The sequence below is a fragment of the Streptosporangium sp. NPDC023825 genome (assembly GCF_040639575.1).
GTDB lineage: Bacteria > Actinomycetota > Actinomycetes > Streptosporangiales > Streptosporangiaceae > Streptosporangium.
The window spans coordinates 21,469-47,766 of sequence record NZ_JBFAAE010000043.1 but is presented as its reverse complement, the minus strand read 5'-3'; the positions used below and the strand labels follow the sequence as shown (position 1 = coordinate 47,766).

Below are 26,298 nucleotides of genomic sequence, written 5' to 3'. Positions count from 1 at the left end.
GCTCCGGCTACGGGGAAAGCCTAAGGGTGGCGCGGAAGGAAGCGGGGTCGAAGCCGCCACCCAGCGCCGAGCCCAGTCCCGCGCGGGCCGCGCGGACGAAGGCGTCGCGCTCCAGCGACCCGGCCCCCTCCTGGACGGCGCCCGCCAGCGGCCGGGCGGCCAGCATCTCCAGGTCCGCCACGTTGCTCCGCTCGGCGAGGCCGGGCTCGGCCGGCCAGGAGCCGATCACCACTCCGGCGGGCTCCAGCCCCCGGTGGGCCATCGCCTCCAGCGTCAGCGCGGTGTGGTTGAGCGTGCCCAGCCCGGCCCTGGTCACCACGAGCACCTGGGCCGAGAGCGCCCGGGCGAGGTCGGCGAGGGTCGCGCCCTCCTCGTCGAAGCGGACGAGCAGCCCGCCCGCCCCCTCGACGATCACCAGCCGGTGCGAGTCGGCCAGCTCCTCGATCCGGGCCGCCGCCCGCGTGACGGAGACCGGCGGCAGGCCGGACAGGCGAGCCGCCGCGGCCGGGGACAGCGCGGCGGGGTACCTGGCCAGCTCGAAGGTCGTGCGTACCCCGGACAGCCGGATGACGTCGTCCACGTCGCCAGGCTCGACACCGGACACCCCGGTCTGCGCGGGCTTCACCACCGCGACCGAGGAGCCCCGCTCCCTGGCGAGCGCGGCCACCGCCGCGGTGACGACCGTCTTCCCAACCCCGGTGTCGGTCCCGGTGACCACGAGAATGCTCACCCGTCTCACCTTAGGCGGCCGGGCCCGCGCGGGCCCGGCGCCGTCGTGGGTGTCAGGGCCGGGTCAGGGGCGGCGCAGGCGGGTGACGAACTTGTAGCGGTCTCCCCGGTACAGGGACTGGGCCCACTCGACCGGGTTGCCGTCCGCGTCGAAGGCGTGCCGGGTGAGCAGGAGCATCGGCAGGCCGACGTCGACGCCGAGCACCTGCGCGTCGTACGGGGTGGCCAGCACGGTCTCTATGATCTCCTCGGCGTCGGTCAGCCGCACGTTGTACGCGTTGTACAGCGTCTCGTACAGCGAGGAGTGCACCTCGAGCTCCCGCCGCAGGCGGGGGAAGCGCCGGGCCGACAGGTGGGTGGTGTCGATCGACATCGGCTCGCCGTTGGCCAGGCGGAGGCGGTGGATGCGCAGGACGCGGCCACCGGCGTTGATGGCCAGGCGGCGGGCCAGCGGCTCGTCGGCGGTGACGTAACTGGTGTCGAGGATCTTGGTGTCGGGTTCGAGGCCGGCGGTCCTCAGGTTCCCGGTGTAGGAGGTCAGCTGGAGGACCTGGGCGACCTTGGGCTGCGCGACGAACGTTCCCTTGCCCTGGATGCGCACCAGGCGGCCCTCGACCACGAGCTCGGACAGGGCCTGGCGCACGGTCGTGCGCGACGTCTCGAAGCGGACCGCGAGGGCCCGTTCCGGAGGCAGGGCGCTGCCCGCGGGCAGGCTCTTGGTGAGGGCGAGCAGGCTGCGTTTGACGTCGTAGTACTTCGGGATCCTCGGGGAGTCGTCGCTCACATGGTCACCTTCATCTCGGCCACGGCGGTGAGTGCACCCCGGATCACCGTTAGATCATCGGAACTCAGATTGGCCCGTGCCGTCAACCGCAGGCAAGAGCGGCCGACCGGCACCGAGGGCGGCCGGAAGCATCCGGCGCGCACCCGGTGTTCCGCGCAGATGAGGGCGGCCCGAAGCGCGGTCTCGGGTGGGCCGAGCACGATGGGGACGACCGCACCCGCCGGATCGCCGGTCTCCAGGCCGAGATCGCGGGCCGTCGCGGCCAGCTCCCTCGCCCTGGTTCGCACGCGTCCGGGCAGTTCGGGCTGATGGTGAAGGATATCGACGGCGGCGAGTGCCGCCGCAACGCTGCCCGGTGCCAATCCGGTGTCGAAAATGAACGAGCGTCCCGTGTCGACGAGGGTCTGGATCACCTCGGGCGCGCCCAGCACGGCCCCGCCCTGCGATCCCAGGGATTTGGACAGTGTGATCGTTCTCACAACGCCCGGTTCGGCCGCGAGCCCGGCGGCGTGCACCGCGCCCTGCCCGCGAGCGCCGATGACCCCGATCGAGTGGGCCTCGTCGACGACCAGCAGCGCGCCCTGCCGCGCCGCCGCCGCGTGCAGTTCCGGGAGCGGGGCGAGGTCGCCGTCCACGGAGAAGACCGCGTCGGTGACCACGATCGCGTGCTCCTCGTCCCGGCCGGCCAGCGCCTTCTCCACGGCCGCCACGTCCTTGTGCGGGGTGACCACGACCCGCGAGCGCGACAGCCGGCAGGCGTCCACGATCGACGCGTGGTTGCCCGCGTCCGAGACCACCAGGGCGCCCCTGCCCAGGGCCGCGACGGCGGCCAGGTTGGCCAGGTAGCCGGAGGAGAAGACCAGGGCGCCCTGCGCTCCGGCGAAGGCGCGCAGGCGCGTCTCCAAGAGCGCGTGGAGGGCCGTGGAGCCCGTGACCAGGCGGGAACCCGTGGAGCCGGTACCCCAGTCCCGGGTGGCCGCCACGGCCGCCTCGACCAGCCGCTCGTCCCTGGCCAGGCCGAGGTAGTCGTTGGAGGCCAGGTCGATCAGGCCGTCGTCGTCGGGGGTGCGGGCGCGCAGGACCCGCCGCAGCCCTGCCGCCTCCCTCGTGGCCGCCGCCGTGCGGAACCGGGCCAGCGGGTCGGGGGTCTGCTCCATAAGCGGCATCTTTCCAGCCGGACTCACCCGATTCGCGTTCGGGCCTGCAAAGAACGCATGATGCACGGGTGCCGACTCTAAGCGACCTGGCGGTTCGTCACACCGCGCTCGACGATGCGGACCTGGAGTGGATGCACTCGCTGGTCTCCGACTGGCAGCTCCTCGCCGACCTCTCCTTCGCGGACCTGATCCTGTGGATCCCGCTGAAGGAGGGCTCCGGCTGGATCGCGATCGCGCAGATGAGACCCACCACGGGGCCGACGGTCTATCACGACGACATCGTGGGGATGACGGCGGCCAAGGGGGAGCAGCCGCTCCTGGAGACGGCCTGGAACGAGCGGCGCATCTGCCGCGAGGGCGATCCGGACTGGTCGAGCGGGGTGCCGGTCCGCGAGGAGACCATCCCGGTGCGGCGGGCCGATCACTTCCTGGGCGTCATCCAGCGCTCGACGAACCTGTCCTCCGCGCGCACTCCCTCCAGGCTGGAGCTGACCTACCTGCAGAGCGCCTCCGACCTGGCCCAGATGGTGGCCGAGGGCCGCTTCCCGTTCTCCGGCGCCGAGCCGATCCTGGTCCGCTCGCCGAGGGTCGGCGACGGCCTGCTCCGGCTCGACCGGGCGGGCCGCGTCACGTACGCCTCGCCGAACGCCCTGTCGGCCTACCGGCGGCTGGGCCTCAACGCCGACCTGGTCGGCGCGGAGCTGGGCCGTACGACCGCGACGCTCTGCTACTCCGACGAGCCGATCAACGAGAACCTGATGCTCGTCGCGAGCGGGCGGGAGCCCAGGGAGACGGAGGTGGAGTCGGGCGGCACGGTCGTGCAGCTGCGGGCGATCCCGCTGGTCGTCGGTGGCGGGAGGATCGGCGCGCTGGTGCTCATCAGGGACGTGACCGAGCTGCGGCGCCGCGAGCGGGAGCTGATGACCAAGGACGCCACCATCAAGGAGATCCACCACCGGGTGAAGAACAACCTGCAGACGGTGGCCGCGCTGCTGCGGCTCCAGGCCAGGCGGATGCAGCTGCCGGAGGGCAGGGAGGCGCTGGAGGAGGCGGTGCGCAGGGTCGGGTCGATCGCGATCGTGCACGAGACGCTCTCCCACACGCCCGAGGAACAGGTCGACTTCGACGACATCGCCGACCGGGTGATCGCGATGACGGGAGAGGTCGCGGCCCCGGAGACGCAGGTGGTGCCGCTTCGCGTCGGGACGTTCGGGGTGTTGCGCTCGGAGGTCGCGACGCCGCTGGCGATGGTTCTCACCGAGTTGCTGCAGAACGCGGTCCAGCACGGGCTGGCACAGCGCCAGGGCAGGCTGCAGGTGATCGTGTCACGGGGGGCCGAGCGGCTGGACGTGATCGTGTCCGATGACGGGAGCGGGTTGCCCGAGGACTTCGATCTCGACCGGACCACCAGCCTCGGCCTGCAGATCGTCAGGACCCTGGTGGTGAGCGAGCTGTCCGGGCGGCTCGCCATCGAGCCGCGCCAGGGCGGCGGGACCGAGGTGAGCCTGAGCATTCCCCTCCCCGCGATCTGAGCGGGGGAGGGGGAAACGGCGTCAGGTCACGCCCTCGCCGCGGGGCGTGCCCGTCGCCCGGCCCGAGGAGAGAGGGGGCCGGGAAGGAGCGTTCTCGCCGCGATGTCGCGGTGTGGCGGCCGGTTCGAAGGCCCTGCGGAAGCGGGCCTCTTCGAGACGATCAGGTGGGGCTTCGGCTTCAGACGCTCGTGCGGGTGCGGGCACGGGCCGTGCGGCGCTTGAGAGCGCGTCGCTCGTCCTCGCTCAGGCCGCCCCAGACTCCGGCGTCCTGCCCGGACTCCAGCGCCCACTTCAGACACGCTTCGCTGATGCTGCAGGTGTTGCAGACCTGCTTGGCTTCCTCGATCTGCATCAGGGCGGGGCCGGTGTTGCCGATCGGGAAGAACAGCTCGGGGTCCACGTCACGGCAGGCAGCGTTGTGGCGCCAGTCCATGCGTCCACTCCTTCGTATGAGGAGCCCTTGCGTCGGCTCCAGCGGCTCACTTTGTGAAGAGTTTCACTAACCAGCGCGAACGGTTCCCCGGTCCGTGGTTCGGGTCGGGGGTCTGTCCGCTTGATCGCCGGTGACCTGGGAGCGAGGTGGTCGCTCAAAGGTCCTACGTTCCGACGTCAATCCTGAGATTGTCAGCCACGCTTAGTACACGCAAGAGGTTTGGGAGAACGTTTTACCCGAAATGGATGTCGGATGCGTCACACAGGCCGTACGTAACCGATCAGACCAAGACCTGTAACGCGTCGGGGATAGACCGGAACGTTATGCGCTCGACCTCCCCCAGGTAGTCCCCGTCCAGCTGGAACGCCACCGGGCGCCTGGAACTCAGGGTGAACTCCTTCTCGTCGTGCAGCTGCACCAGGTGGCGGCCCGTCGGCAGGGTGTCGCGGGCGCCGAGGATCTGTGGCATCAGCTGGAGCATGGAGGGCAGGCCGAGGCGCTGCAGGCCCAGCAGGTCGAGCCCGGTCTCGAAGCTCGCCCACGGGGTCGGGGAGACCGGCCGCGGGCCGATGAACGACCACGGGGAGGTGTTGGAGACGACGGCCATGAAGATGCCGCCGGTCCGAGGCACCTCCGGGCCCTCCACGGTCATCGGCGGGTGGCGCTTGTCGGTCGACAGGTAGTGGTGCAACGCGGTGTTCACGTAGCGGGTGGGCGTCGCCTTGCGGCCGGTGCCCCGCATCCCCTCGACCGCCCTGATCACCTCGGCGTCGTACCCCAGGCCGCTACAGAACGTGAAATACCTACTGTGGTCATCCCAGATCGCCTGGCCGAGCCCGACGGTCCGCCTCCGGCCGTCGCGGATCGCCTCCAGGATCGCCCCCATCGCCTCGACCGGGTCGTTCGGCAGGCCCAGGGCCCTTGCGAAGACGTTGGCGCTGCCACCGGGGATCGCCAGCAGCGCGGGCCGGTCGGCCGAGCTGCCCTCGTCGCCCGCCTTGCCGTCCACCGGGTCGAGCAGCCCGTTCACCGCCTCGTTGATGGTGCCGTCACCACCCAGCACGGCCACCGCGTCGTAGCCGGAGGCGTGCGCCTTGCGGGAGAGCTGTGTCGCGTGCCCCCGGTACTCGGTCTCCTCGACGGTCAGGTTCATCGTCGCGCTCAGCGCCCTGATGAGAACGTCCCTGGTTCGCTGGTTGGTCGTCGTCGCCTTCGGATTCACCAGGAGCATCGCGCGCATGGCCTCAGCGTATCCGCCGGAAACCGGACCGAGGCGGCGAAGCGGCGGGCGACTGTACCCGGCGATAGGGTTGGCCCCGTGCCGAACCGCCCGCTGACCCTCACCGTCGCCGCCGTCGTCATGGCGCTGGAAGGCGCGACCGCCCTGCTCCTCGGCGGCTACGCCGGCGTGGAGACGGTGATCGGCCGGCCGTCCGACCTGATGAGCTCGATCGCCGTCGCCGCGTTCGGGATCATCGTCGGCGCCGCCCTGCTCTGGGTCGGCTGGGGAATGATCCACTCGGAGCGGTGGGCGCGGAGCCCGGGCGTGCTGACGCAGATCTTCGCCATCCCGGTCTCGGTCACGCTGATCCAGTCCGACCAGCGGGTGATCGGCTTCTCGCTGATCGCCCTCGCTGTGGTCGGACTGGTCGCGCTGCTGTCCCCGCCGACGACGCAAGCCCTCTACGGGGACCAGGACCGGCCGTCCGGCTAGTCGTCGACGGTCAGGCCCTCACGGAGCTGGGCGAGGGTCCTGGCCAGCAACCGGGACACGTGCATCTGCGAGATGCCGAGCTCGGTGGCGATCTGGGACTGCGTCATGTTGCCGAAGAAACGCAGCAGCAGGATCCGCTTCTCGCGCGGAGGCAGCCGCTCCAGCAGGGGCTTGAGCGACTCGCGGTACTCGACGCCCTCCAGGGAGTCGTCCACGATCCCGAGGGAGTCGGCCACCGCCGGCGCGTCGTCGTCGCCGGAGTCGGGCGCGTCGAGGGAGACCGTGGAGTAGGCGTTGGCCGACTCCAGCCCCTCGAGCACCTCCTCCTCGCTCATCTTCAGGAACGCGGCCAGCTCGGCCACGGTCGGCGCGCGTCCCTCCCGCTGGGAGAGCTCGCTGATCGCCTTGGTGAGCGAGAGCTTGAGCTCCTGCAGCCGGCGCGGCACGCGGACCGCCCAGCCCTTGTCGCGGAAGTGGCGTTTGATCTCGCCCACGATCGTCGGGGTCGCGTAGGTGGAGAACTCCACCCCGCGGCCGAGATCGAAGCGGTCGATCGACTTGATCAGTCCGATGGTCGCGACCTGGGTGAGGTCGTCCAGCCACTCGCCCCGGTTGCGGAACCGGCGGGCGAGGTATTCGACGAGGGGGAGGTGGAGCTCGACGAGCTCGTCGCGGATGCGCTGGCGTCGCGGGTCGTCGGCGGTCAACTCCACCAGTTCCGCGAAGAGCAGGCGCGCACGCACCCGGTCGGGCACCGCGTGGTCGCTGGCGGCCATGGCACGAGTCCTTTCCGTCACGCCGGCCTCGCCGCGCCTCGGCGCTTGCGGAGGACGATCGCCATACGGTCGGGGGAGTCGGTTACGGCATCCACATCGTCAGCCAGGGCGGTGAGCACCATCCACGCGAAGTCGTCGCGCTTGGGAGGGGTGCTTCCCACCGTGCTGACCTCGACCCGCACTTTCATCAACTGCCCGGTGAGCTCGAACTCGGCAGTCAGATCGGTGCCGGGAACGGCCTGGGTCAGTAACATCGCACACGCCTCGTCGACCGCGATCCGAAGATCCTCGATCTCGTCCAGCGTGAAGTCCAGCCGTACGGCAAGCGCGGCTGTCGCCGTACGCAGCACGGACAGATAGGCACTCGTCGCCGGCAGCCGGACGCTCACCACGTCACGGATCCCGCCCATGCCGACCGCGGGCGCCTCGGTGTGTTCGGTCACGTTCCTCCTCGCAGAGTCGCTGACTGCAACCTACAGCCCTGGGACGGTGGTTGGCCCGCTTGGACTCGCGATCGAGGCGATTTGCCACCGTCAAGAACCCCTGAAGATACGCAAAAGGGGCACTGTACTTATGGTGGCTCCGGCGCGTCGCAACCTGGCCCCGGGCCGGGGCGGCTCCAGCGCACCGGGATCCGGCCTGTCAGGCGGGGTCGAGACATCGCGGCCCGGGCGACGTGCCGGAGGCGGCACGTCCGCGCGGACCCCGATCCGGATCAAGGAGGCGTCCCGGGGACGTTTCCTTGATCCGGACTACCGGCGCCCCATCACGAGATCGTTGTGAGGGTTTTAGGCGGCCTTGGTCTCCCAGAAGATCTTGGAGATGTCGTCGATCTTGCCGAGGAGCTCGTCGGCCTTGGCGACGTCGACCGTGCCCTTGCCGCCGGCCGCACCCGCGAGCTTGGTGGCCTCCCAGAACAGCTGGTGCAGCTGCGGGTAGGTCTCCAGGTGCGGGGGCTTGAAGTAGTCGGTCCACAGCACCCACAGGTGGTGCTTGACCAGCTCGGCCCGCTCCTCCTTGATGGAGAGCGCACGGGCGCGGAACACCGGGTCCTCGTTTCCGGCGTACTTCTCCATGATGGCCTTGACGGATTCGGCCTCGATGCGGGCCTGGGCCGGGTCGTACACGCCGCAGGGCAGGTCGCAGTGCGCCGAGGCGATGTGCTTGGGGCGCATAAGTCGTGCGAGCATCGGAAATCCTTCCTTGATGCCGGGTTCAGAATGGTCCGGTTAACGACCTTACTCGTCTCCGAATGCCCGCGCGGGAGGGGGTTACGCTCCATGAGAGTCCGTATCGCAGGTGAGTCGATGCTGCCCGCGCTGCGACCCGGCGACTGGCTCTGGGTCCGGCGCGGCGCGGCCGTGCGGCCGGGGGACCTGGTCGTCGCCCGGCTGCCGTCCGATCCCGCCGTGCTCATCGTCAAGCGCGCCGCGTGGGAGACGGACGACGGCTGGTGGCTGGAGAGCGACAACCAGCGCGCCTCCGGCCGGCGCGACAGCTGGGACTTCGGGGCGCTGCCGCCGTCGTCGATCGTCGGCCGGGTGGTGCTGCGCTACTGGCCGGGTCTCTGGCTGGCGTAGGGCCTTGGAGGTCTCCCGCTTACTGGACGACCTTCTGGCGGGCCCGGTAGGCGGCGACGTTGGCCCGGCTGGCGCACCGCTCCGAGCAGTAGCGGCGCGACCGGTTGGAGGAGGTGTCGAGGTAGGCCCTGCGACAGGGCGGCGCCTGGCAGAGGCCGAGCCGGTCGACGCCGAGGTCGGTGATCATGGTGGCGAGTCCCATCACCGCGCCCACCGCGTACTGGTCGGCCATCCGGCCGCCCTCGGTGAGGTGCAGGTGCCAGCGCTCGCCGTCGTGACCGGAGATCTGCGGCTGGACGGGGTGGTGGATCAGCAGCGAGTTGAGCCGGTCGACCACCGCCTCCTCGTCGCCCGCCTCGGCGGTCTCGAACACGATCATCAGCTCCTCGCGCAGGTCGCGCAGGGCCTCCAGGTCGCTCCTGGTGATGCGGCAGCCGGGCCGGTAGCGGCCGCCCTCTTCCAGGAGCAGGCGCAGCCCGTCGAGGCCGGTCAGCCGGTCGGGGCTGTTGATCAGTAGTACGGCCAGCTCCGCGTAGGAGGTCAGGTCCATCTGGGGATCCGTCGATGTAAGAGGCGGCATGGATTTTGAGTATTACACGATGTGGTGAGGTTAACACCGGGACGGCGAAAGTGAGCGACTGTGGGCAACGGTGAGCGACAGCGAGCGACTTCCCTCCACGGGCGGCAGTCTCAACATGTGGCACAATCGAGCAACGGGTGACCCCCGTACCCCCTCCAGGCGACCGTGCTCAGTGGGCAGGTCCCGAGCGGCTACCGAAGCCCGGGACATGCTTCCTCCGGCCGCCTCCGAAGGAAACATCCGTCTGTCTGACTGAACTACAGGGGTCGCTGTGGCTGTCACGCCATCCTCCATCTCCCTCGAAGCCCTCGAAGCCCTCGATCTGGATCCGGCCTTCGCCCTGCACCGCGGGGGCAAGCTGGAGGTCCGCTCCACCGTCCCGGTCCGCGACGCCGACGACCTGGCGCTCGCCTACACGCCGGGGGTGGCCAGGGTCTGCAGCGCGATCGCCGAGGAGCCCGAGCTGGCCCAGGACTACACCTGGATCTCCAACGTGGTCGCCGTCGTCTCCGACGGCACCGCCGTGCTCGGCCTCGGGGACATCGGGCCCGCCGCCGCCATGCCGGTCATGGAGGGCAAGGCCCTGCTGTTCAAGCAGTTCGCCAACGTCGACGCGGTGCCTCTCTGCCTCGACTGCACCGACGTGGACGCGCTGGTCGAGACGGTCGTCCGGCTCGCCCCCTCCTTCGGGGGGATCAACCTCGAGGACATCAGCGCGCCCCGCTGCTTCGAGATCGAGGCGCGCCTTCGCGAGCTTCTCGACATCCCCGTCTTCCACGACGACCAGCACGGCACCGCGATCGTCACGCTGGCCGCGCTGAGGAACGCCGCGCGGCTGACCGGCCGCTCGCTGGGAGAGCTGCGCGTCGTGGTCGCCGGCGCCGGCGCCTCCGGGATCGCGGTCAGCCGGTTCCTGCTCAACGCGGGCATCGGCGACATCGCGGTGGCCGACTCCAAGGGCCTCATCCACGAGGGCCGCGCCGGGCTCAACCCGGTGAAGGAGGCCCTGGCGCGCGACAGCAACAGGGCGGGCCTGCGCGGTTCCACCGAGCAGGCGCTGGCCGGGGCCGACGTGTTCGTCGGGCTGTCGGGTTCGACGGTCTCCGAGGAGGCCATCGCGTCGATGGCCCCGGACTCGATCGTCTTCGCGCTGTCCAACCCGACGCCCGAGGTGCGCCCGGACGTCGCGCGCAAGTACGCGCGCGTGGTCGCGACCGGCCGCTCCGACTTCCCCAACCAGATCAACAACGTGCTGGCCTTCCCCGGCGTCTTCCGCGGGGCGCTCGACGTCCGCGCCACCACGATCACCGAGAACATGAAGGTCGCCGCGGCCGAGGCACTGGCCGCCGTGGTCGGGGACGACGAGCTGTCGGCCGACTGCGTGATCCCCAGCCCGTTCGACGAGCGCGTCGCCCCCGCGGTCGTCGCCGCCGTCTCCGCGCAGGCCCGCGCCGACGGGGTCGCCCGCCTCTAGCGGTCACCTCCCCGGCCCCCGGTCGTCGCGGGGGTGGATGACTCCTCCGTACGGCCGCCAGCGCGATCGTGCATCCCATGCCCACTCCCATGATCATCCCGCGCCCACCCGGCACGTGACCACGGACGCCCCTCGCCCGACCGGCGAGGGGCGTTCGCGCTTTCCGGAAACCCCGATATTCGTCACGGATCGTGCTATAAAAAGAGCTCTCAGTTACCTATGTGCGTAAGGTGTGCATCAGGCAGCGGTGCGCGCACGACCGGACCATGCGCGCTGCCGGCACGCAGATGGTCCTCGCGGTGAGGGGAGCTATGAGACGCGAGCCCAACCGACTACTCCAGAGGCTCATCGCCGAGGCGGGCTTCACCCACAAGGGGCTGGCCCGGCGGCTCAACGATCTCGGCGCGGCTCGCGGCCTGTCCGGTCTGAGGTACGACCACAGTTCCGTGCTGCGCTGGATCGCGGGCCAGCGGCCGAGGGACCCGGTCCCCGGGCTGCTCGCCGAGATCTTCGCGCTCCGGCTCGGCAGGGCCGTGAGTCCCGAGGATCTCGGCCTGCCGGCCGTCCTGACGCCTCTCGACCTCGGGCAGGAGTTCAACCACACGTGGCAGGAGGGAATCTCGACCGTGACAGCACTGTGGCGCGGGGACGTGGAGAGAAGAAGGTTCTTGCTCGACTCCACCTTCGCGATCGGGGCCGGGTCCGCCGGGGCGGTGCGCTGGCTGACCCTTCCGCTGGAGGGCCGCCCCGAGGGGCGGGGCACCCGGCGCGTCGGCATGGACGACATCGCGGCGATCCGGGAGGTCACCCGGTCCTTCGGCGAGCTGGACAACAGGTTCGGCGGCGGGAGGGTCCGCCCCGCTGTCGTGAAATATCTGGACACGGCGGTGGCGCCCCTCCTCAGGGACGGCTCGTACGCCGAGAACGCCGGCAAGGCGCTGGCGTCGGCCGCCGCCGAGCTGACCCGGCTGGCCGGCTGGATGGCCTACGACCTGGAGCAGCACGGCCTGGCCCAGCGCTACCTGATCCAGGCGCTGCGCCTGGCGCGCGGGGCGGGCGACCACGGGCTCGGCGGCGAGATCCTCGCCGGGATGAGCCACCAGGCCATATATATAGGACAACCCGCCCACGCGCTCGACCTGGCCAGGGCCGCCCAGCTCTCCGCCCGCCGGGCCGGGATCTTCGCCCTGCTGGCCGAGACCCACGTGCTGGAGGCCCACGCGCACGCGGCGCTGGACGACAGGGAGGCGTGCGCGAGCTCCCTGCACGAGGCCGAGCTGTCCTTCGACCGGCGCCGGGTCGGCGACGAGCCCGACTGGATCTCCTACTTCGACGAGGCCTACCTGTCGGCGAAGTTCGCGCACTGCTTCCGCGACCTGGGCGACGGGCCGGGGACGGTACGGCACGCCAGACGCTCGCTGGAGATGGACGGGCGCTACGTGCGCGGGCGGATGTTCAACCTGTCGCTGCTCTCGGCCGGGCTGCTCGCCTCGGAGGAGTTGGAGGAGGCCTGCTCCGTCGCGGTGGAGGCGCTGGAGCTGGCGAAGGGCCTGGAATCGGCCAGGACCCGGTCGTATGTCGCCGATCTGCGGCGGCGGCTCGATCCCCACGCCGCCGAGCGGCCGGTGGTGGAGCTGAACGAGCGGGTCGGGGAGCTCAATCCCGCCTGAGCGGCCGGGAGATCTCACCGGAGGCCTTCCGGCAGGGGCCGAGGCTTTCCGCAGGGGGACGGACGAGCGTTTCCGGTGGGGAATGGCCGAAGGGGCCCGGCTGGTGCCGGGCCCCTTCGGGTGGAGCTAAGTGTTGCTGGTGGTGCTGTGAGTCTGAGGTTTGGACGCTCAGGCTCGGGTGATCGTCAGGGAGCTACTACTACTTGACGATCGAGCCGGACCACACCGCGGCGGCCTTGGTGTAGATGGCCGCGGTCTCACCGTCGAAGTACGGCGAGGTGATGAGGTCGTAGCGGCCGTTCTTGTCCTGGTCACCGAAGAGGCTGGTGACACCGTTGACGTAGCCCAGACGCTTGGCGTTGCTGTACTTGGCGAGCCAGGGGCCACCGTCGGCGCCGGGGGTGAAGGAGCTCTTGAGGCCGATGTGCTCTTCGACCTTCGAGGACGCCTGCACGTAGGTCTTGCCGGTGGTCTTGCCGTAGGTCCACTTCGGCGTGACGCCGGTGTAGGCCTTGTTGCCGTCGGGGTGCGCGTCGGCCGGGTAGCCGAACGCGAACACCGTCTGCTCGGGCTTCTGGTTCCAGGTGAAGCCCTGGCCACCGACGTTGTCACCGAGCTTGCCGGTGTCCTTGATGAAGCCGTCGACGATGAAGTAGGACTCCACCCAGTACCTGATCTGCTCGGTCGCCTTGACCCACTTGGCGACGAAGAACTGCTGCTTGAACCAAGCCGTCGCGTTGCCGTTGACGTCCTTGGTCTCGGTCAGCTCACCGAGGAACTTGCCCTCGGACTTGGCCGCCTTGAGCTGGTTGTACTCCTCGAGGCTGATGCTGATCTTCTCGCTCAGCCACCACGCCTTGGAGTTGTTGTCCAGGTTGTTGGGGGCAGCGTCGTAGACCGACTTGACGACCTCGGAACCAACCAGCTTGATGCCGTTGCGGCCGGTGGTGGCGTACTCAACGGCGTGCTGGTGAGCGTCGGCCGGCTTGGCGACGGTCTCGACCTTGGGGTCAACCAGCTTCGACTTGAAGGGGCCGTCCTGGCCGTACTTCTCGACGCCGGCCTTGTACTCGGCCTCGGTGATGGTCTTCTCGTCGACGTACTTGGCGCCCTTGTGCTCCGCGAACTCCTTCGCGGTCACCTGGACGGACTTGCCGCCGCCGATCTGGACACCGTTGTACACGGTCACGAACGCGTAGTCGCGGTCGTAGTCCTCGTAGTTGGCGAAGTCGTAGTGGGTGTAAGCGGTCTTACCCACGTAGATGCCCCACGGGGTCTTGCCCTGGTAGTAGCCGGGGACGAAGACCCAGTTGTCGGCGACGCTGGCGTTGGCCTTGTCGTCGTACACGCAGTGACCGGCCGTGGCGACCAGGTTGCGGTACTTGGACTGGATCGAGGTGGCCGAGCACCACTTCAGCTTGCCCTGGTCGTCGACGAAGAACACCTTGCCGATGGACTTCGGCAGGTTGATGTTCTTGACCTTGGAGGCGGTCTTCTTCTCTTCGCCGATCGGGGCGACGATGCCGGGCTTGCCGTCGGGGGTGTAGCCACCGCCCACGTTCAGCGTCGGCGTGGCCTTGGTCTCCCAGGTGTAGGGAGTGGCCTTGGCCAGGTTGTTGGTCTCACCGTTGGCCGCGAGCCAGAACTCGGCGACGTCGACCGCGGACGGAGCGTCCTTGGCCATCGTGTCGTAGGCCCAGTCCGGAACAGCGTTGGCGGTACCGGCCAGGCCGGCGGCCAGCAGCCCGGTGGCCAGAATGGCGCCACCGGCGGGGAGGAGGATGCGCTTCAAGGGGAGCTCCTTGGTCTGATGTGGAACGCTTCTTGCGTCCCATGCGTCAGTAAAGGGAATGCCAGAAACATACAGCGCCGATCTTGAGCATCGGAAGCCGCTTCGGGGATCAAAGACCCCCATGATCACGTCGATGCCATTCCGTGATGTTTGAAGACCCCTGATACCGATGTTGCGATTGAGGGGACGCTGCCATGTTTGTGCAGATAGGCATATGCTTGTGATTGAAGTGACGGATGTGTTGTGACTGAACCAGTACATTCCGTTACCGACCACATGTGATGCAGATCACATCGATTTGATGGCACCGATTTCGCCGGAGCCACGTCTAAAGAGCCGTCGATCCGGGATCCGGGTTCACGGTGGGGCCGGACAGCACGCGAGACACACGCCGAACGGGTACGGAACGGACGCGGAAAACCGGCGTGAGCGCCCTCTCCCTCTCCTCGTGCTTCCTGCGGAAGCTTGATCCTTTCGCTGGCGGGCGCCGGCCACAGGAGCGGTGCTCCCCGGCCTGGAAGATCTGATCCCGTCTGAGGGCGCGACGTGGCGGCACGGAAGCGAGGACGGGTCGCTGCCCGCGGATGCGCGAGACGCCGCGGGCAACATGTCCGTGATCTCCTCAGGCGTGGCGCCGCCGAGACCCCGGTGGGTGCTATCGCCACAACGTCGAAGGGCCCGGCACATGCCGGGCCCTTCGACGTACGCGCAAAGCCGGTCGCCGCTCGCGCGACGATTCCGGTGGGGAATGGCCGAAGGGGCCCGGCTGGTGCCGGGCCCCTTCGGGTGGAGCTAAGTGTTGCTGGTGGTGCTGTGAGTCTGAGGTTTGGACGCTCAGGCTCGGGTGATCGTCAGGGAGCTACTACTACTTGACGATCGAGCCGGACCACACCGCGGCGGCCTTGGTGTAGATGGCCGCGGTCTCACCGTCGAAGTACGGCGAGGTGATGAGGTCGTAGCGGCCGTTCTTGTCCTGGTCACCGAAGAGGCTGGTGACACCGTTGACGTAGCCCAGACGCTTGGCGTTGCTGTACTTGGCGAGCCAGGGGCCACCGTCGGCGCCGGGGGTGAAGGAGCTCTTGAGGCCGATGTGCTCTTCGACCTTCGAGGACGCCTGCACGTAGGTCTTGCCGGTGGTCTTGCCGTAGGTCCACTTCGGCGTGACGCCGGTGTAGGCCTTGTTGCCGTCGGGGTGCGCGTCGGCCGGGTAGCCGAACGCGAACACCGTCTGCTCGGGCTTCTGGTTCCAGGTGAAGCCCTGGCCACCGACGTTGTCACCGAGCTTGCCGGTGTCCTTGATGAAGCCGTCGACGATGAAGTAGGACTCCACCCAGTACCTGATCTGCTCGGTCGCCTTGACCCACTTGGCGACGAAGAACTGCTGCTTGAACCAAGCCGTCGCGTTGCCGTTGACGTCCTTGGTCTCGGTCAGCTCACCGAGGAACTTGCCCTCGGACTTGGCCGCCTTGAGCTGGTTGTACTCCTCGAGGCTGATGCTGATCTTCTCGCTCAGCCACCACGCCTTGGAGTTGTTGTCCAGGTTGTTGGGGGCAGCGTCGTAGACCGACTTGACGACCTCGGAACCAACCAGCTTGATGCCGTTGCGGCCGGTGGTGGCGTACTCAACGGCGTGCTGGTGAGCGTCGGCCGGCTTGGCGACGGTCTCGACCTTGGGGTCAACCAGCTTCGACTTGAAGGGGCCGTCCTGGCCGTACTTCTCGACGCCGGCCTTGTACTCGGCCTCGGTGATGGTCTTCTCGTCGACGTACTTGGCGCCCTTGTGCTCCGCGAACTCCTTCGCGGTCACCTGGACGGACTTGCCGCCGCCGATCTGGACACCGTTGTACACGGTCACGAACGCGTAGTCGCGGTCGTAGTCCTCGTAGTTGGCGAAGTCGTAGTGGGTGTAAGCGGTCTTACCCACGTAGATGCCCCACGGGGTCTTGCCCTGGTAGTAGCCGGGGACGAAGACCCAGTTGTCGGCGACGCTGGCGTTGGCCTTGTCGTCGTACACGCAGTGACCGGCCGTGGCGACCAGGTTGCGGTACTTGGACTGGATCGAGGTGGCCGAGCACCACTTCAGCTTGCCCTGGTCGTCGACGAAGAACACCTTGCCGATGGACTTCGGCAGGTTGATGTTCTTGACCTTGGAGGCGGTCTTCTTCTCTTCGCCGATCGGGGCGACGATGCCGGGCTTGCCGTCGGGGGTGTAGCCACCGCCCACGTTCAGCGTCGGCGTGGCCTTGGTCTCCCAGGTGTAGGGAGTGGCCTTGGCCAGGTTGTTGGTCTCACCGTTGGCCGCGAGCCAGAACTCGGCGACGTCGACCGCGGACGGAGCGTCCTTGGCCATCGTGTCGTAGGCCCAGTCCGGAACAGCGTTGGCGGTACCGGCCAGGCCGGCGGCCAGCAGCCCGGTGGCCAGAATGGCGCCACCGGCGGGGAGGAGGATGCGCTTCAAGGGGAGCTCCTTGGTCTGATGTGGAACGCTTCTTGCGTCCCATGCGTCAGTAAAGGGAATGCCAGAAACATACAGCGCCGATCTTGAGCATCGGAAGCCGCTTCGGGGATCAAAGACCCCCATGATCACGTCGATGCCATTCCGTGATGTTTGAAGACCCCTGATACCGATGTTGCGATTGAGGTGGGCTCGGGCTGTTTCCGCAGATAGGTGGAAGCCTGTGGCGAAAGTGGCTGATGTGACGTGTTCGTTGGGTCACCATGAGCTACAACCATCATGTGACGCAGATCACATCGACTTGATGGCACCGATTTCGCGGCAGGCACGTCTAACGCGCCCGTCCGCGACCGGGAAGGCCCTCCGCGCCACCCCGTGACACGCCTTCCCGGCCCCGGAAACCGGCCTCTTCGCCGCGGAAACGCCCGGAAACAGGCGCGGGACCCGGCGCCGCGCGCCGGGTCCCGCCTATGGTGCGAGGGCCGAGGGGGTCCCTCGGCCCTCGATGTACGAGTTACCTGTAGAGCTCGCCGTTCGGGCCGACGATCCTGCCGGACCACACGTTGGCGGCCTTGCGGTAGACCTCGGCGGTCTCGCCGTCGAAGTACGGCGAGGTGATGAGGTCGTAGCGGTCGTTCTGGTCCTGGTCGCCGAACAGGCTGGTGACGCCGTTGACGAGGCCCAGGCGCCGGGAGCTGCTGTACTGCGAGATCCAGGGGCCGCCGTCGGCGCCCGGGGTGAAGGCGCCCTTGAGGCCGACGTGCTCCTCGACCTTCTCCGCGGCCGAGACGTACTCCTTGCCGGAGGTCTTGCCGTACACGTACTTGGGCGTCACGCCGCTGTAGGGCTTGTCGCCGTCGGGGTGCGGGGCCTGGGGGTAGCCGAAGACGTAGACGGTCTTGCCGGTGCTCTGGTTCCAGGTGAAGCCCTGGCCGCCGACGTTGTCGCCGAGACGGCCGACGTCCTTGGAGAGCAGGATGTAGTAGTGCGAGCCACGTGACCACTTGGGCCCGGTGAACCCGTTGTACTCGCGCCTGGTGACCTGCTTGACCCCGTTGAAGGCGACGCCGTTGTAGACCGTGACGAAGGCGTAGTCCTTGTCGTAGTCCTCGTAGTTGGCGAAGTCGTAGTGCGTCCACGCCGACTTGCCGACGTAGATGCCCCACGGGGCCTTGCCCTGGTAGTAGCCGGGGACGAAGACCCACTTGTCGAGGGTGTCGCTGTTGCTGCCCGGGTCGTAGACGCAGTGCCCGGCCGTGGCGACCACGTTGCGGTACTTGCCCTGGATCGAGGTGGCCGAGCACCACCGGTACTGGCCGTTGACGACGAAGAACACCTTGCCGATGGTCCTGGGCAGGTTGACGTTCTTGACGCTGCCGGACGGGGCCTTCCCCGAGCCGGTCGGGCCGACGCTGCCGGGCCTGCCGTCGGGGGAGAAGCCGCCGCCGACCTTCATCTTCGGCGCCCCGGGGTCGGGGTTGTAGACCGTCGCCTTCTTGAGGGCGGCGAAGTTGGAGGCCGCCCAGAAGTCGATGACCGAGACCGCCGAGGAGTTGTTCCTCGCCATCGGGTCGGTCGCCCAGTCGGGGGCGGCCTGGGCGGTGCCGGCCAGGGTGGTGGCCAGCAGGGCGGTGGCGGCTGCGGCGCCACCGAGGGGGATGAGAGAGTGCTTCACTACAGGAGCTCCTTGCGCTGCAACGTTCCCGGGCATCCGGGAACTGCGGGACGACAAGCTACGAACCTATGCACGGATCGTCGGAGCAAACACCGCATAAGAGTCCCTTAAGGATCTCTTAAGACGGCTTTATGATCGGGGCGCCTGCTGGGTCGCGGCCCAGTGATAGACGACGTAGGTCGACGCGATGAAGTACGGGGAGGAGATCCTGTCGTACTTGCGGTCGGTGTTGACGTCCCAGGCGAAGCTGTTGACACCGTTGAGATAGCCGACGGAGTTCTTGTTGTCGTAGAAGACCAGCCAGGGGCCGCCGCTCGCGCCGTTGGTGAACGTGCAGGCCAGGGCGACGCCCTGCTCGACCAGGCGGGTGGGGGCCTTCACCCTGATGGTGAGCCCGCGGCACGACTTCAGCTGCTGGCCGTTGTACGGCCTGCTGCCGTCGGGGTGCGGGGCCGCGGGGTAGCCGAAGGCGAGGGCGGACAGGCCGGCGCCGCGGTTGGTCGTCAGGCCCTGCCCGCCGACGTTGTCCTCCAGGCTTCCGACGCTCTCCATCTCGTAGCTGCCGGACGTCTTGCCGGCCTTCCATTTGAAGCCGTCGTGCACGGTGACGAACGCGTAGTCGTAGTCGTAGTCGCCCCTGCCGACGAAGTCCTCGTGCAGGTTGAGCGAGTGACCGACGTAGATGCCGTACGGGGTGTTGCCCTTGTCGTAACCGGGGATGAAGATCCAGTATTCGGCCGGGCTGCCCGTCTTGGCGTCGTAGGCGCAGTGCCCGGCCGTGGCGACCAGGTTGCGGTTGGCCGCCGCCACGGAGGAGGCGGAGCACCAGTAGTCCTTGGCGCCGATCCGGAAGAACACCTTGCCCACGGTCACCGGCGAGCTGCCGGAGGCCGGGGCCCGCTTCTTCGGCAGGGTGGGCTTGACGACCGGCGCGGAGTTCCTCGACGTGGTGGCACCCTTCGCGCCGGAGGCCGTGCCCGTCTCCGCGGCGAGGGCCGTCGTGGCGGCGGACGCCGAGGTGGCGGACGCTGCGGCGGCCGTGGCGCTCCCGGCCGTCGCGCCTCCCGGGGTGGCCGTCGCGGCGGGCGACGCCGAGGCCGGGGGGCCGTCGTTCTTCATCTCGGGCGCGGCGGGGACGTTGTCCATGGCCTGCTTGAGCCTCGCCGGACTCCAGTACTCGGCGACCTGCCGCATGTCGGCGCTGTTCTTGGTCAGAGTGATCGAGGTGATCCCGTTGGGCACCCCGTCCAGCGGGGTGGCCGCGGCGCTCCCGGCGAACGCGGACGTCATGGTCACACAGGCGGCGACCAGCCCGCCGAGTGTGGCCGTGATCCGCCGAGCGCGGGAGGACATGGGGTTCCTTTCGGGGACCGTGACGTTCAGGTGACTATTGGAGGCTCAAGGGATGATTTTTCCAGATCAACTTAGTTTTGGGCAGTTCGTTGGACCGATCCGCTCATACTCTGTTATCTGATCAGTGTGGCCGAAGGTGTATAAGCACCCCGTGAAGCCAAGAAGGGGCCCGGTGCGCACCGGGCCCCTCCTCGTTCACGAAGCCCGTGTCTAGGCCGGGAGCTTCCCGGTCCAGAGGTTGGCGGCGTGCTTGTAGATGCCGTACGTGTCACCGTTGAAGTACGGGGTGGTGACGCGGTCGTAGCGCTTGTTGTCGTCGCTGTCGATCGTCAGGCTCACGACACCGTTGAGGTAGCCGGTCCGCGTGCTGTTCTTGTACTGCAGCAGGAAGGGGCCACCGCTGGCACCCGGGGTGAAGGCGCACTTGATCGCCTGGTGCTCCTCGGCCTTGTAGGCCGACACGACGGGCGCGGCGCCGGTCGTGCCGTAGCACCACTTCTGGGTGTGACCGGAGTACGGCTTGTCGCCGTCGAGGTGGGCCGAGGTCGGGTAGCCGAACGTGAAGACCTTCTTGCCCAGCTTCTGGTTCCAGCTGAATCCCTGGCCGCCGACGTTGTCGCCCAGGCGGCCGGCATCGGCGAGGAGCACCACGAAGAACCGGGTGTAGAAGTAGACCTCCTTGACGCTGGTCTTCACCCACTTCTTGATGAAATACCGCGTCTTGAACCAGGCGATCTCGTTGCCGTTGGCGTCCTTTGGCGCCTCCAGCTTGCCGAGGAACTTGCCTTCGGCCTTCTCCTTGAGGAGCTGCTTGTACTCCTCCTGGCTGATCGCGACCTTGCCCTTGTCGTCGCTGAAGCGGGTGAACTTGGCGTTGTTCTCCAGGTTGTCAGGGGCGGCCTTGTAGACGCTCTCGACGACCTCGACCGCGGTCAGCTTGACGCCGTTGCGGCCGTCCTTGACGTACTGCTCGATGTACTGCTGGGCGTCGGCGGGCTTGGCGACGGTCTCGACCTTGGGGTCGAGGGTCTTCTTCCAATACGGCCCGTTCTCGCCGTACTTCTCGATCCCCAGCTCGTACTCGGACTTGGAGATCTCCTTGTCCTCGGTGTACTTGTGCCCCTTGGTCGCCGCGTACGTGGGCGCGGTCACTTCCTTGACACCGGCCTGCTTGATGCCGTTGTAGACGTTGACGAAGGCATAGTCGTAGTCGTAGTCCTCGTAGACCGTGAAGTCGTCGTGGGTGTTGACCTTGGCGCCGACGTAGATGCCCCAGGGGGCCTTGCCCTGGTAATAGCCGGGGATGAACACGAAGTTGCTGAAGGGCTTGTTCGTGTCGGTGTCGTAGACACAGTGGCCGGCGGTGGCGACCAGGTTGCGGAACTTCGACTGCACGGAGGTGCCGGAGCACCAACGCTCCTTGCCCTTGTCGTCGACGAAGAAGACCTTGCCGACGGTGATCGGGAGGTTCACGTTCCGCGACTTGCCGGCGGTCTTGCCGCCCTCGCCGGTCGGGGCGACGACGCCGGGCTTGCCGTCGGCGGCGGCCCTGGCGGCACCGGTCTTGTTCAGCTTGGCGGAGACGGTGGAGTCGGCGAGGTAGGTCGTCGCCGACTTCAGCTTCGAGGCGGTCCAGTAGCCCGCGATGGCCTTCGCGTTACCGGAGGGGGTGAGCGCCGACGACTTGACGTCGGGATCGGCCGTGCTCGCCTGGGCGGTGGCGGGGAGGGAGGCGCCGACCACGGTGGCGGCGGCGAGGACGCCGCCGAGGGGAAGGACGAGGCGCTTGGCTCGGGAGTTCAATGGAGCTCCTTCTTTGTCATGGGTCACTCGGGACGCAACCCACGCATGCGTAAAGAGACAAGAGGTGACCGTACTCGGCAAAGATGGGTTAAAAAGCTATAAATCGGGCAAGCGGTCGGACCGTTATATTTTTGTTACTAAATCCGTGGAACCGGGAATCCTCGAGCTCCGTCTGATCTACCTGAACTTGATCGAGAAGTCCCCTGCGGGTCATGTGACCGTATGAACTGCGGAAACACCCAGGCTTGTCGGTGTCCCGCGAGAGCGTCCGGGGGCAGGCTGAGCCGGCATCCGCGTCACACGTCATCGGGGGATCTCATGCGGCGTCTTCTCTGCCTGGCCGTTGTCGGCCTCTTCCAGCTCTCAGGTACGGCCGTGGCGTCCACGGTGCCGCCTCGCGACCCCGGCCCGGGGTGGCAGGAGACGAGACCGTACCCCCGCCCCGGCGACTCGGGACCGCAGGTGACGAGGCCGCTCCCGCCCCATCCGGGCGGGCCCGCCCACGTCATGACCGGGCCGATCGAACCGTTTCCCGGCGCCAGGCCGCCGCGCAGTGCCAGGGCGCTCGTGCTGAGCCTCGCGCGCGGAGACAAGCCCCTGCCCGTGGCGGGCCACGCCCTGCTGCTGTGCGACCGGCCCGGCGGCACCCACCCCGACGCGGTCCGCGCCTGCGAGGCGCTGGGCGAGGTGCGGGGCGATCCCGCCAGGTTCAGGCCGAGGACGGGCGTGGCGTGCACGCTGCAGTACGACCCGGTCACGGTGACCGCCGTCGGGATCTGGAACAACCGTTTCATCCGGTTCGAACGCACCTACGGCAGCCCCTGCGCGCTGCGGGCCGCCACCGGCACGGTCTTCGCCCTGGGAGGCGATCCCCGGAGGCCGGGATGGAACGTCCCGGACACGGTGACGGCCCTTCCCGGGCCGCTGCCCGGAACGCTGCCCGGAACGCTCCCCGGGCCGATCCGGCGGCCGGGTTCGTAGCCGTCCCCGCCCTCTTCGGGAAAGGGCCCGGTCCCAGGACCGGGCCCTTCCTCGCTCACTGCTCGCTCACCGCTCTTTCGCCGTGGCCGGCCGAATGGCCTTACGGCCGGCCCGTGGCGCGGGTCAGCTGGTCCAGCGGTTGGCCGCGGCCTTGTAGACCTTGTAGGTGTCGCCGTTGAAGTACGGCGAGGAGATCTTGTCGTACCGGTCGTTCTTGTCGGTGTCCCAGGCGATGCTGTTGACGCCGATCAGGTAGCCGGTCCGGCTGGAGCTCTTGTACTTGTAGAGCCAGGGGCCGCCGCTCGCGCCCGAGGTGAAGGCGCACTTGAAGCCGATGTGCTCCTGGACGTTGTACTTCGGCGCGGCCGGCATGGCGCCGGTCTTGCCGTAGCACCACTTCATCGTGCGGCCGGAGAAGGGCTTGTCGCCGTCGGGGTGCAGGCCGGCCGGGTAGCCGAAGGAGAAGACCGTGTTCTTGACCTTCTGGTTCCAGGCGAAGCCCTGGCCGCCGACGTTGTCGCCGAGACGGCCGACGTTCTTGATGACCGGCTTCCACTTGTTGTCCTTGTCCTTCTCCCAGCTCACCTTGAACCCGGAGTGGACGTTGACGAAGGCGTAGTCGTAGTCGTAGTCCTCCTTCACCACGAAGTCGTCGTGCGCGTTGAACCACTTGGCCGCGTAGATGCCGTAGGGGTTCTTGCCGTCCCACGCCTGGTTGCCGTCCCAGTAGGACGGGATGAAGATCCAGTTGTCGTAGAACTGGTTGGTCTTCACGTCGTAGACGCAGTGCGCGGAGGTGGCGACCACGTTGCGGTACTTGCCCTGGACCGAACTGCCGGAGCAGTACTTCCAGCTCTTCGGGTCCGACGGGTTGGCGCCGGGCAGGGTGAAGAAGACGCGCCCGACGGTGTTGGGCAGGTTCACCTGCTTGCTCTTGGAGGACTTGGTGCCCTCCGCGCCGATCGGCGGGACCGACCCGCCGGGGCCGTCGGGGCCCGCCGCGCTGGAGGCCTTGCCGCCCTTGACGCTCAGGTCGAGGTCGCCGGTGGCGTCCGTGGCCTTGCGCATCCGCTCGGGCGACCAGAAGGAGGTGGCCTGGCCGGCCGTCTCCGAGGCCTGGGAACTGACCACGTCCTTGGGGGCCGTACCGGCGTTGGCACCGGTGGTGGCGCCGATCACTCCGGCGATCATGAGAACGCCGGTGAGGGGGATCGTGAGGCGCCGTGCTCGGGAATTCATGAAGCTCCTTTCGTTCTCAGCGCGGAGACGGGACTTCTCCTCGCCGGGAAAACGATCGGAACGTTACTGACTGGATCGAGCGGCGGGCAGGAATTGACGGGAAAAAGTCTGAGACGGTTCCATCCGATGCTGTCTTGTTATTTAAATAGCTATTTGTTATAGCTTAACGAATAGGCATTTCCGCAGCTCATCGCGGTTGTGGTGCGATCTCAGAGGCATCGCCGTCATCACTGGTAACAGCGATTACCGAGGGTTCCTCGAGCAACTCCGACACCTTTGGAATGCCGGGTGGAGTGTCGGGTGCGATGACGTTCTCGACGCTGTTCCACGGCGCCCCATGGTCGTTTTCCACGAGGCGGTCACGGGTGCGGGCAGCCGGGACCCGGGTGCAGGGATCGAGGCGCCGCGACGCGGACGTCGCGATGTGAAGGCGCCCCCTCCCCGGGGCATCGATTCTGATTCGTGACGGTACTGACGCGGACGCCGAGACCGCCGGACCCCGAAGATGGGGCCGAGAACCGTACCTTCTGCCGGGAGGCGGCCGAAGACGTGGCCGGTGGTCAGCACGACATCATCGAGGTGAGCTCCCGGAAGGGGCCGTGGCTCTGGATCGGCGTCGCCGCGCTGGTGGCGCTCGTGGCATGGAACCTGACGACGGGCAGGGAGCGGCCGGACACGATCTCGCCGTCGTTCCCGCCGCCGGGGCCCACCCGGGCGGGAACCGTCGCGGAGCAGGTCCCGAACGTGCTCCACCCGGGATTTCGCCAGAAGGGCGGCCGGGAGATCCTCGACGTGGTCTTCCCCGACGGCTCGGCGGCGGAGGTGGGCTACCCGGCGGAGCTGGACCTGGCCGGACTGGGGGTCCGGCCCGCGATGTCGGGCCGGCTCGACGGCGGCACCGGCCCGCACCGGCAGCTGACCGTGCCGTCGGGAGGCCCGGCGGGGGTCGCCCAGGGACAGCCGATGATCAGAAAACTGACCAAGCGGGTCACCCTCTGGCCTCCGATGAGCCCCGCCGAGGGCGAGGTGCTGCTGTTCGCGTTCGACCCGTGGTTCGTGGCGCTGCGCGATCTCAAGGACGGCATGCCCTTCGAGCAGCGCATGCTCTGGGCGCGCAACCTGCGCGGCAAGGTGACCAAGGGCGGCTACCTCGTGCTCGACGCCACACCCCCGGTGCGGCTGGCCACGCAGGGGGAGATCCTTGACGGTGAGCCGCTGGGACCGCAGCTGTGGTTCGGCGGGGCCAGGGAGACGCTGCTGGTGCTGGCTCCGGTGCCGGGCTGCGACGTCGCGTCGATCGAGCTCTCCGTCATCGAGCAGCGGCGCCGCTTCTCCGCGGAGACCTGCCAGGACGGCGTGTACGTCGCGGCCTCGGGAGAGCGGGGACACGTCGAGAGGACCATGGCGGGCATAACCGTCAGGCGGACGACGTAGCGGCGGCCCGTCCACCGTGATCGCCGCGTGGGGGGCGTGAGGCGCGGCCCTGCTCGCCGCGTGGAGAGCGTGGGATGCGGCCCCGTTCGCCGCGCGGAGGGCGTGAGGCGCGACCCCGTTCGCGGTGATCGTCGCGCGGACGGCGTAGGGTGCGGCCATGTTCGCTGTAACCGCCACGCGGATCGATCCCGACAACCCCCTCGCCGGACTCACGCTCGGTGAGCGCCCGGAACCCGAGGTCCCCGACGGGTGGACCACCGTCACGGTGAGGGCCGCCTCGCTCAACCACCACGACCTGTTCAGCCTGCGGGGGACGGGCCTTCGCCAGGAGCAGCTCCCGATGGTGCTCGGCACCGACGCCGCCGGACTCGACGAGGACGGGAACGAGGTCGTCGTGCACTCGGTGATCGGCAGCGGTGCCGACGAGACGCTCGACCCGAAGCGCTCGCTGCTCTCGGAGAAACACGACGGCACCTTCGCCGAGCGGGTCGTCGTGCCCCGTCGCAACCTCGTGCCCAAGCCCGCCGCGCTCAGCTTCGAGGAGGCCGCCTGCCTGCCGACGGCCTGGCTGACCGCCTACCGCATGCTGTTCGACAAGGCCGGGCTCGAGCCGGGCTCGACCGTGCTGGTCCAGGGGGCGGGCGGGGGCGTGGCCACCGCGCTGATCCTGCTGGGCAGGGCCGGGGGATACCGGGTCTGGGCGACCAGCCGCTCGGAGAAGAAGCGGGCGCGGGCCCTGGAACTGGGCGCCGACCAGGTCTTCGAGAGCGGTGCCCGGCTGCCCGAGCGGGTCGACGCGGTGATGGAGACCGTCGGTCAGGCCACCTGGGGGCACTCGCTGAAGGCGCTGCGCCCCGGCGGCCGGATCGTGATCTCCGGCGCGACCAGCGGTGCCGTCCCGCCGGCCGACCTGAACCGCGTCTTCTTCCTGCAGCTGTCGGTGATCGGCTCCACCATGGGCACCCGCGACCAGCTGGGCAGGCTGACCCGCTTCCTGGAGCAGACCGGCACTCGCCCGCTGATCGACCGCTCCCTCCCGCTGGCCGAGGCCCGCGAGGGCTTCGCGGCCATGCACGAGGGTGAGCTCTTCGGAAAGGTCGTCTTCACCCTGCCGGGATGAGCCCGGCGGGCGCCTTA

23 protein-coding genes are annotated in these 26,298 nt (G+C 68.5%); 8 read left to right on the top strand and 15 right to left on the bottom strand.

Translation table 11 applies throughout. The features are described 5' to 3' along the window. Nucleotides 1-7: 7 nt before the first annotated feature. The 3 genes from bioD to AB0G15_RS29790 all read right to left on the bottom strand — a co-directional run bounded on the left by bioD (nt 8) and on the right by AB0G15_RS29790 (nt 2,670). Nucleotides 8-730, bottom strand: a complete 723-nt coding sequence (gene bioD, locus AB0G15_RS29800; RefSeq protein WP_362846117.1) for a dethiobiotin synthase — start codon at nt 728-730, stop codon at nt 8-10. 63 nt (nt 731-793) lie between these two features. Further along, nucleotides 794-1,513, bottom strand: a complete 720-nt coding sequence (locus tag AB0G15_RS29795) for a GntR family transcriptional regulator (RefSeq protein ID WP_362697751.1) — start codon at nt 1,511-1,513, stop codon at nt 794-796. Further along, nucleotides 1,510-2,670, bottom strand: a complete 1,161-nt coding sequence (locus AB0G15_RS29790) for an 8-amino-7-oxononanoate synthase (protein WP_362846115.1) — start codon at nt 2,668-2,670, stop codon at nt 1,510-1,512. Before AB0G15_RS29790 ends, AB0G15_RS29795 begins: the two co-directional genes overlap by 4 nt. Nucleotides 2,671-2,738: 68 nt before the next feature. On the opposite strand from AB0G15_RS29790, the gene AB0G15_RS29785 reads away from it, so the two are divergent. Beyond that, nucleotides 2,739-4,202, top strand: coding sequence for a histidine kinase N-terminal domain-containing protein (locus AB0G15_RS29785; protein WP_362846113.1), 1,464 nt, complete (start codon nt 2,739-2,741; stop codon nt 4,200-4,202). Nucleotides 4,203-4,380: 178 nt separating this feature from the next. On the opposite strand, the gene AB0G15_RS29780 is transcribed toward AB0G15_RS29785, so the two are convergent. Beyond that, a complete protein-coding gene (locus AB0G15_RS29780; protein ID WP_362697760.1) occupies nt 4,381-4,635 on the bottom strand; it encodes a WhiB family transcriptional regulator in 255 nt (84 codons plus the stop codon). 280 nt (nt 4,636-4,915) lie between these two features. Next, a complete protein-coding gene (locus AB0G15_RS29775; protein WP_362846111.1) occupies nt 4,916-5,875 on the bottom strand; it encodes a diacylglycerol kinase family protein in 960 nt (319 codons plus the stop codon). Nucleotides 5,876-5,953: 78 nt separating this feature from the next. On the opposite strand from AB0G15_RS29775, the gene AB0G15_RS29770 reads away from it, so the two are divergent. Beyond that, nucleotides 5,954-6,349 carry a hypothetical protein gene (locus tag AB0G15_RS29770; RefSeq protein ID WP_362846109.1) on the top strand — a complete coding sequence of 132 codons (396 nt, stop codon included), beginning with the start codon at nt 5,954-5,956 and terminating at the stop codon, nt 6,347-6,349. On the opposite strand, the gene AB0G15_RS29765 is transcribed toward AB0G15_RS29770, so the two are convergent. The 3 genes from AB0G15_RS29765 to sodN form a co-directional block, all read right to left on the bottom strand. Then, nucleotides 6,346-7,125, bottom strand: coding sequence for an RNA polymerase sigma factor SigF (locus AB0G15_RS29765; protein ID WP_362697768.1), 780 nt, complete (start codon nt 7,123-7,125; stop codon nt 6,346-6,348). The two genes, AB0G15_RS29770 and AB0G15_RS29765, sit on opposite strands and share 4 nt — an antisense overlap. Before the next feature lie 17 nt (nt 7,126-7,142). Further along, nucleotides 7,143-7,535 carry an anti-sigma factor gene (locus tag AB0G15_RS29760; RefSeq protein WP_037972535.1) on the bottom strand — a complete coding sequence of 131 codons (393 nt, stop codon included), beginning with the start codon at nt 7,533-7,535 and terminating at the stop codon, nt 7,143-7,145. A gap of 378 nt (nt 7,536-7,913) precedes the next feature. After that, nucleotides 7,914-8,315 (bottom strand): superoxide dismutase, Ni, encoded by a 402-nt coding sequence (gene sodN / locus AB0G15_RS29755; RefSeq protein WP_362697771.1) that lies wholly within the window; start codon nt 8,313-8,315, stop codon nt 7,914-7,916. Between the two features lie 90 nt (nt 8,316-8,405). On the opposite strand from sodN, the gene sodX reads away from it, so the two are divergent. Continuing rightward, nucleotides 8,406-8,705, top strand: coding sequence for a nickel-type superoxide dismutase maturation protease (sodX, locus tag AB0G15_RS29750; RefSeq protein WP_362846107.1), 300 nt, complete (start codon nt 8,406-8,408; stop codon nt 8,703-8,705). A 19-nt stretch (nt 8,706-8,724) separates the two neighbouring features. On the opposite strand, the gene AB0G15_RS29745 is transcribed toward sodX, so the two are convergent. Beyond that, nucleotides 8,725-9,255: a CGNR zinc finger domain-containing protein gene (locus tag AB0G15_RS29745; protein WP_362697777.1), complete on the bottom strand. Its 531-nt coding sequence runs from the start codon at nt 9,253-9,255 to the stop codon at nt 8,725-8,727. A gap of 301 nt (nt 9,256-9,556) precedes the next feature. Between AB0G15_RS29745 and AB0G15_RS29740 the strand changes: the two genes are divergently transcribed. Together AB0G15_RS29740 and AB0G15_RS29735 are read left to right on the top strand one after the other, a co-directional pair. Then, nucleotides 9,557-10,759, top strand: a complete 1,203-nt coding sequence (locus tag AB0G15_RS29740) for an NADP-dependent malic enzyme (protein WP_362846105.1) — start codon at nt 9,557-9,559, stop codon at nt 10,757-10,759. Between the two features lie 311 nt (nt 10,760-11,070). Beyond that, nucleotides 11,071-12,429 carry a hypothetical protein gene (locus AB0G15_RS29735; RefSeq protein WP_362846103.1) on the top strand — a complete coding sequence of 453 codons (1,359 nt, stop codon included), beginning with the start codon at nt 11,071-11,073 and terminating at the stop codon, nt 12,427-12,429. A 199-nt stretch (nt 12,430-12,628) separates the two neighbouring features. Here AB0G15_RS29735 and AB0G15_RS29730 read toward each other — a convergent pair whose 3' ends face one another. From AB0G15_RS29730 to AB0G15_RS29710, 5 genes are all read right to left on the bottom strand, one after another. Beyond that, entirely contained in the window at nt 12,629-14,221 is a 1,593-nt protein-coding gene (locus AB0G15_RS29730) for a hypothetical protein (RefSeq protein WP_362846101.1), read from the bottom strand. An 865-nt stretch (nt 14,222-15,086) separates the two neighbouring features. Continuing rightward, a complete protein-coding gene (locus tag AB0G15_RS29725) occupies nt 15,087-16,679 on the bottom strand; it encodes a hypothetical protein (RefSeq protein WP_362846101.1) in 1,593 nt (530 codons plus the stop codon). Nucleotides 16,680-17,190: 511 nt separating this feature from the next. Next, the gene (locus tag AB0G15_RS29720; protein ID WP_362846099.1) at nt 17,191-18,351 is read right to left on the bottom strand and encodes a hypothetical protein; all 1,161 of its coding nucleotides are present in this window, start codon (nt 18,349-18,351) and stop codon (nt 17,191-17,193) included. A gap of 129 nt (nt 18,352-18,480) precedes the next feature. Further along, nucleotides 18,481-19,704 (bottom strand): serine protease, encoded by a 1,224-nt coding sequence (locus AB0G15_RS29715; RefSeq protein WP_362846097.1) that lies wholly within the window; start codon nt 19,702-19,704, stop codon nt 18,481-18,483. A 210-nt stretch (nt 19,705-19,914) separates the two neighbouring features. Further along, nucleotides 19,915-21,507 (bottom strand): hypothetical protein, encoded by a 1,593-nt coding sequence (locus tag AB0G15_RS29710; protein WP_362846095.1) that lies wholly within the window; start codon nt 21,505-21,507, stop codon nt 19,915-19,917. Between the two features lie 318 nt (nt 21,508-21,825). Between AB0G15_RS29710 and AB0G15_RS29705 the strand changes: the two genes are divergently transcribed. After that, a complete protein-coding gene (locus AB0G15_RS29705) occupies nt 21,826-22,488 on the top strand; it encodes an SSI family serine proteinase inhibitor (protein ID WP_362846093.1) in 663 nt (220 codons plus the stop codon). Between the two features lie 123 nt (nt 22,489-22,611). On the opposite strand, the gene AB0G15_RS29700 is transcribed toward AB0G15_RS29705, so the two are convergent. After that, nucleotides 22,612-23,727, bottom strand: coding sequence for a serine protease (locus tag AB0G15_RS29700; RefSeq protein WP_362846091.1), 1,116 nt, complete (start codon nt 23,725-23,727; stop codon nt 22,612-22,614). 462 nt (nt 23,728-24,189) lie between these two features. Here AB0G15_RS29700 and AB0G15_RS29695 point away from each other — a divergent pair, with 462 nt between their 5' ends. After that, nucleotides 24,190-25,161, top strand: coding sequence for a hypothetical protein (locus AB0G15_RS29695; RefSeq protein ID WP_362846089.1), 972 nt, complete (start codon nt 24,190-24,192; stop codon nt 25,159-25,161). A gap of 157 nt (nt 25,162-25,318) precedes the next feature. Then, nucleotides 25,319-26,281, top strand: coding sequence for a zinc-binding dehydrogenase (locus tag AB0G15_RS29690; RefSeq protein WP_362846087.1), 963 nt, complete (start codon nt 25,319-25,321; stop codon nt 26,279-26,281). Nucleotides 26,282-26,298: the final 17 nt, after the last annotated feature.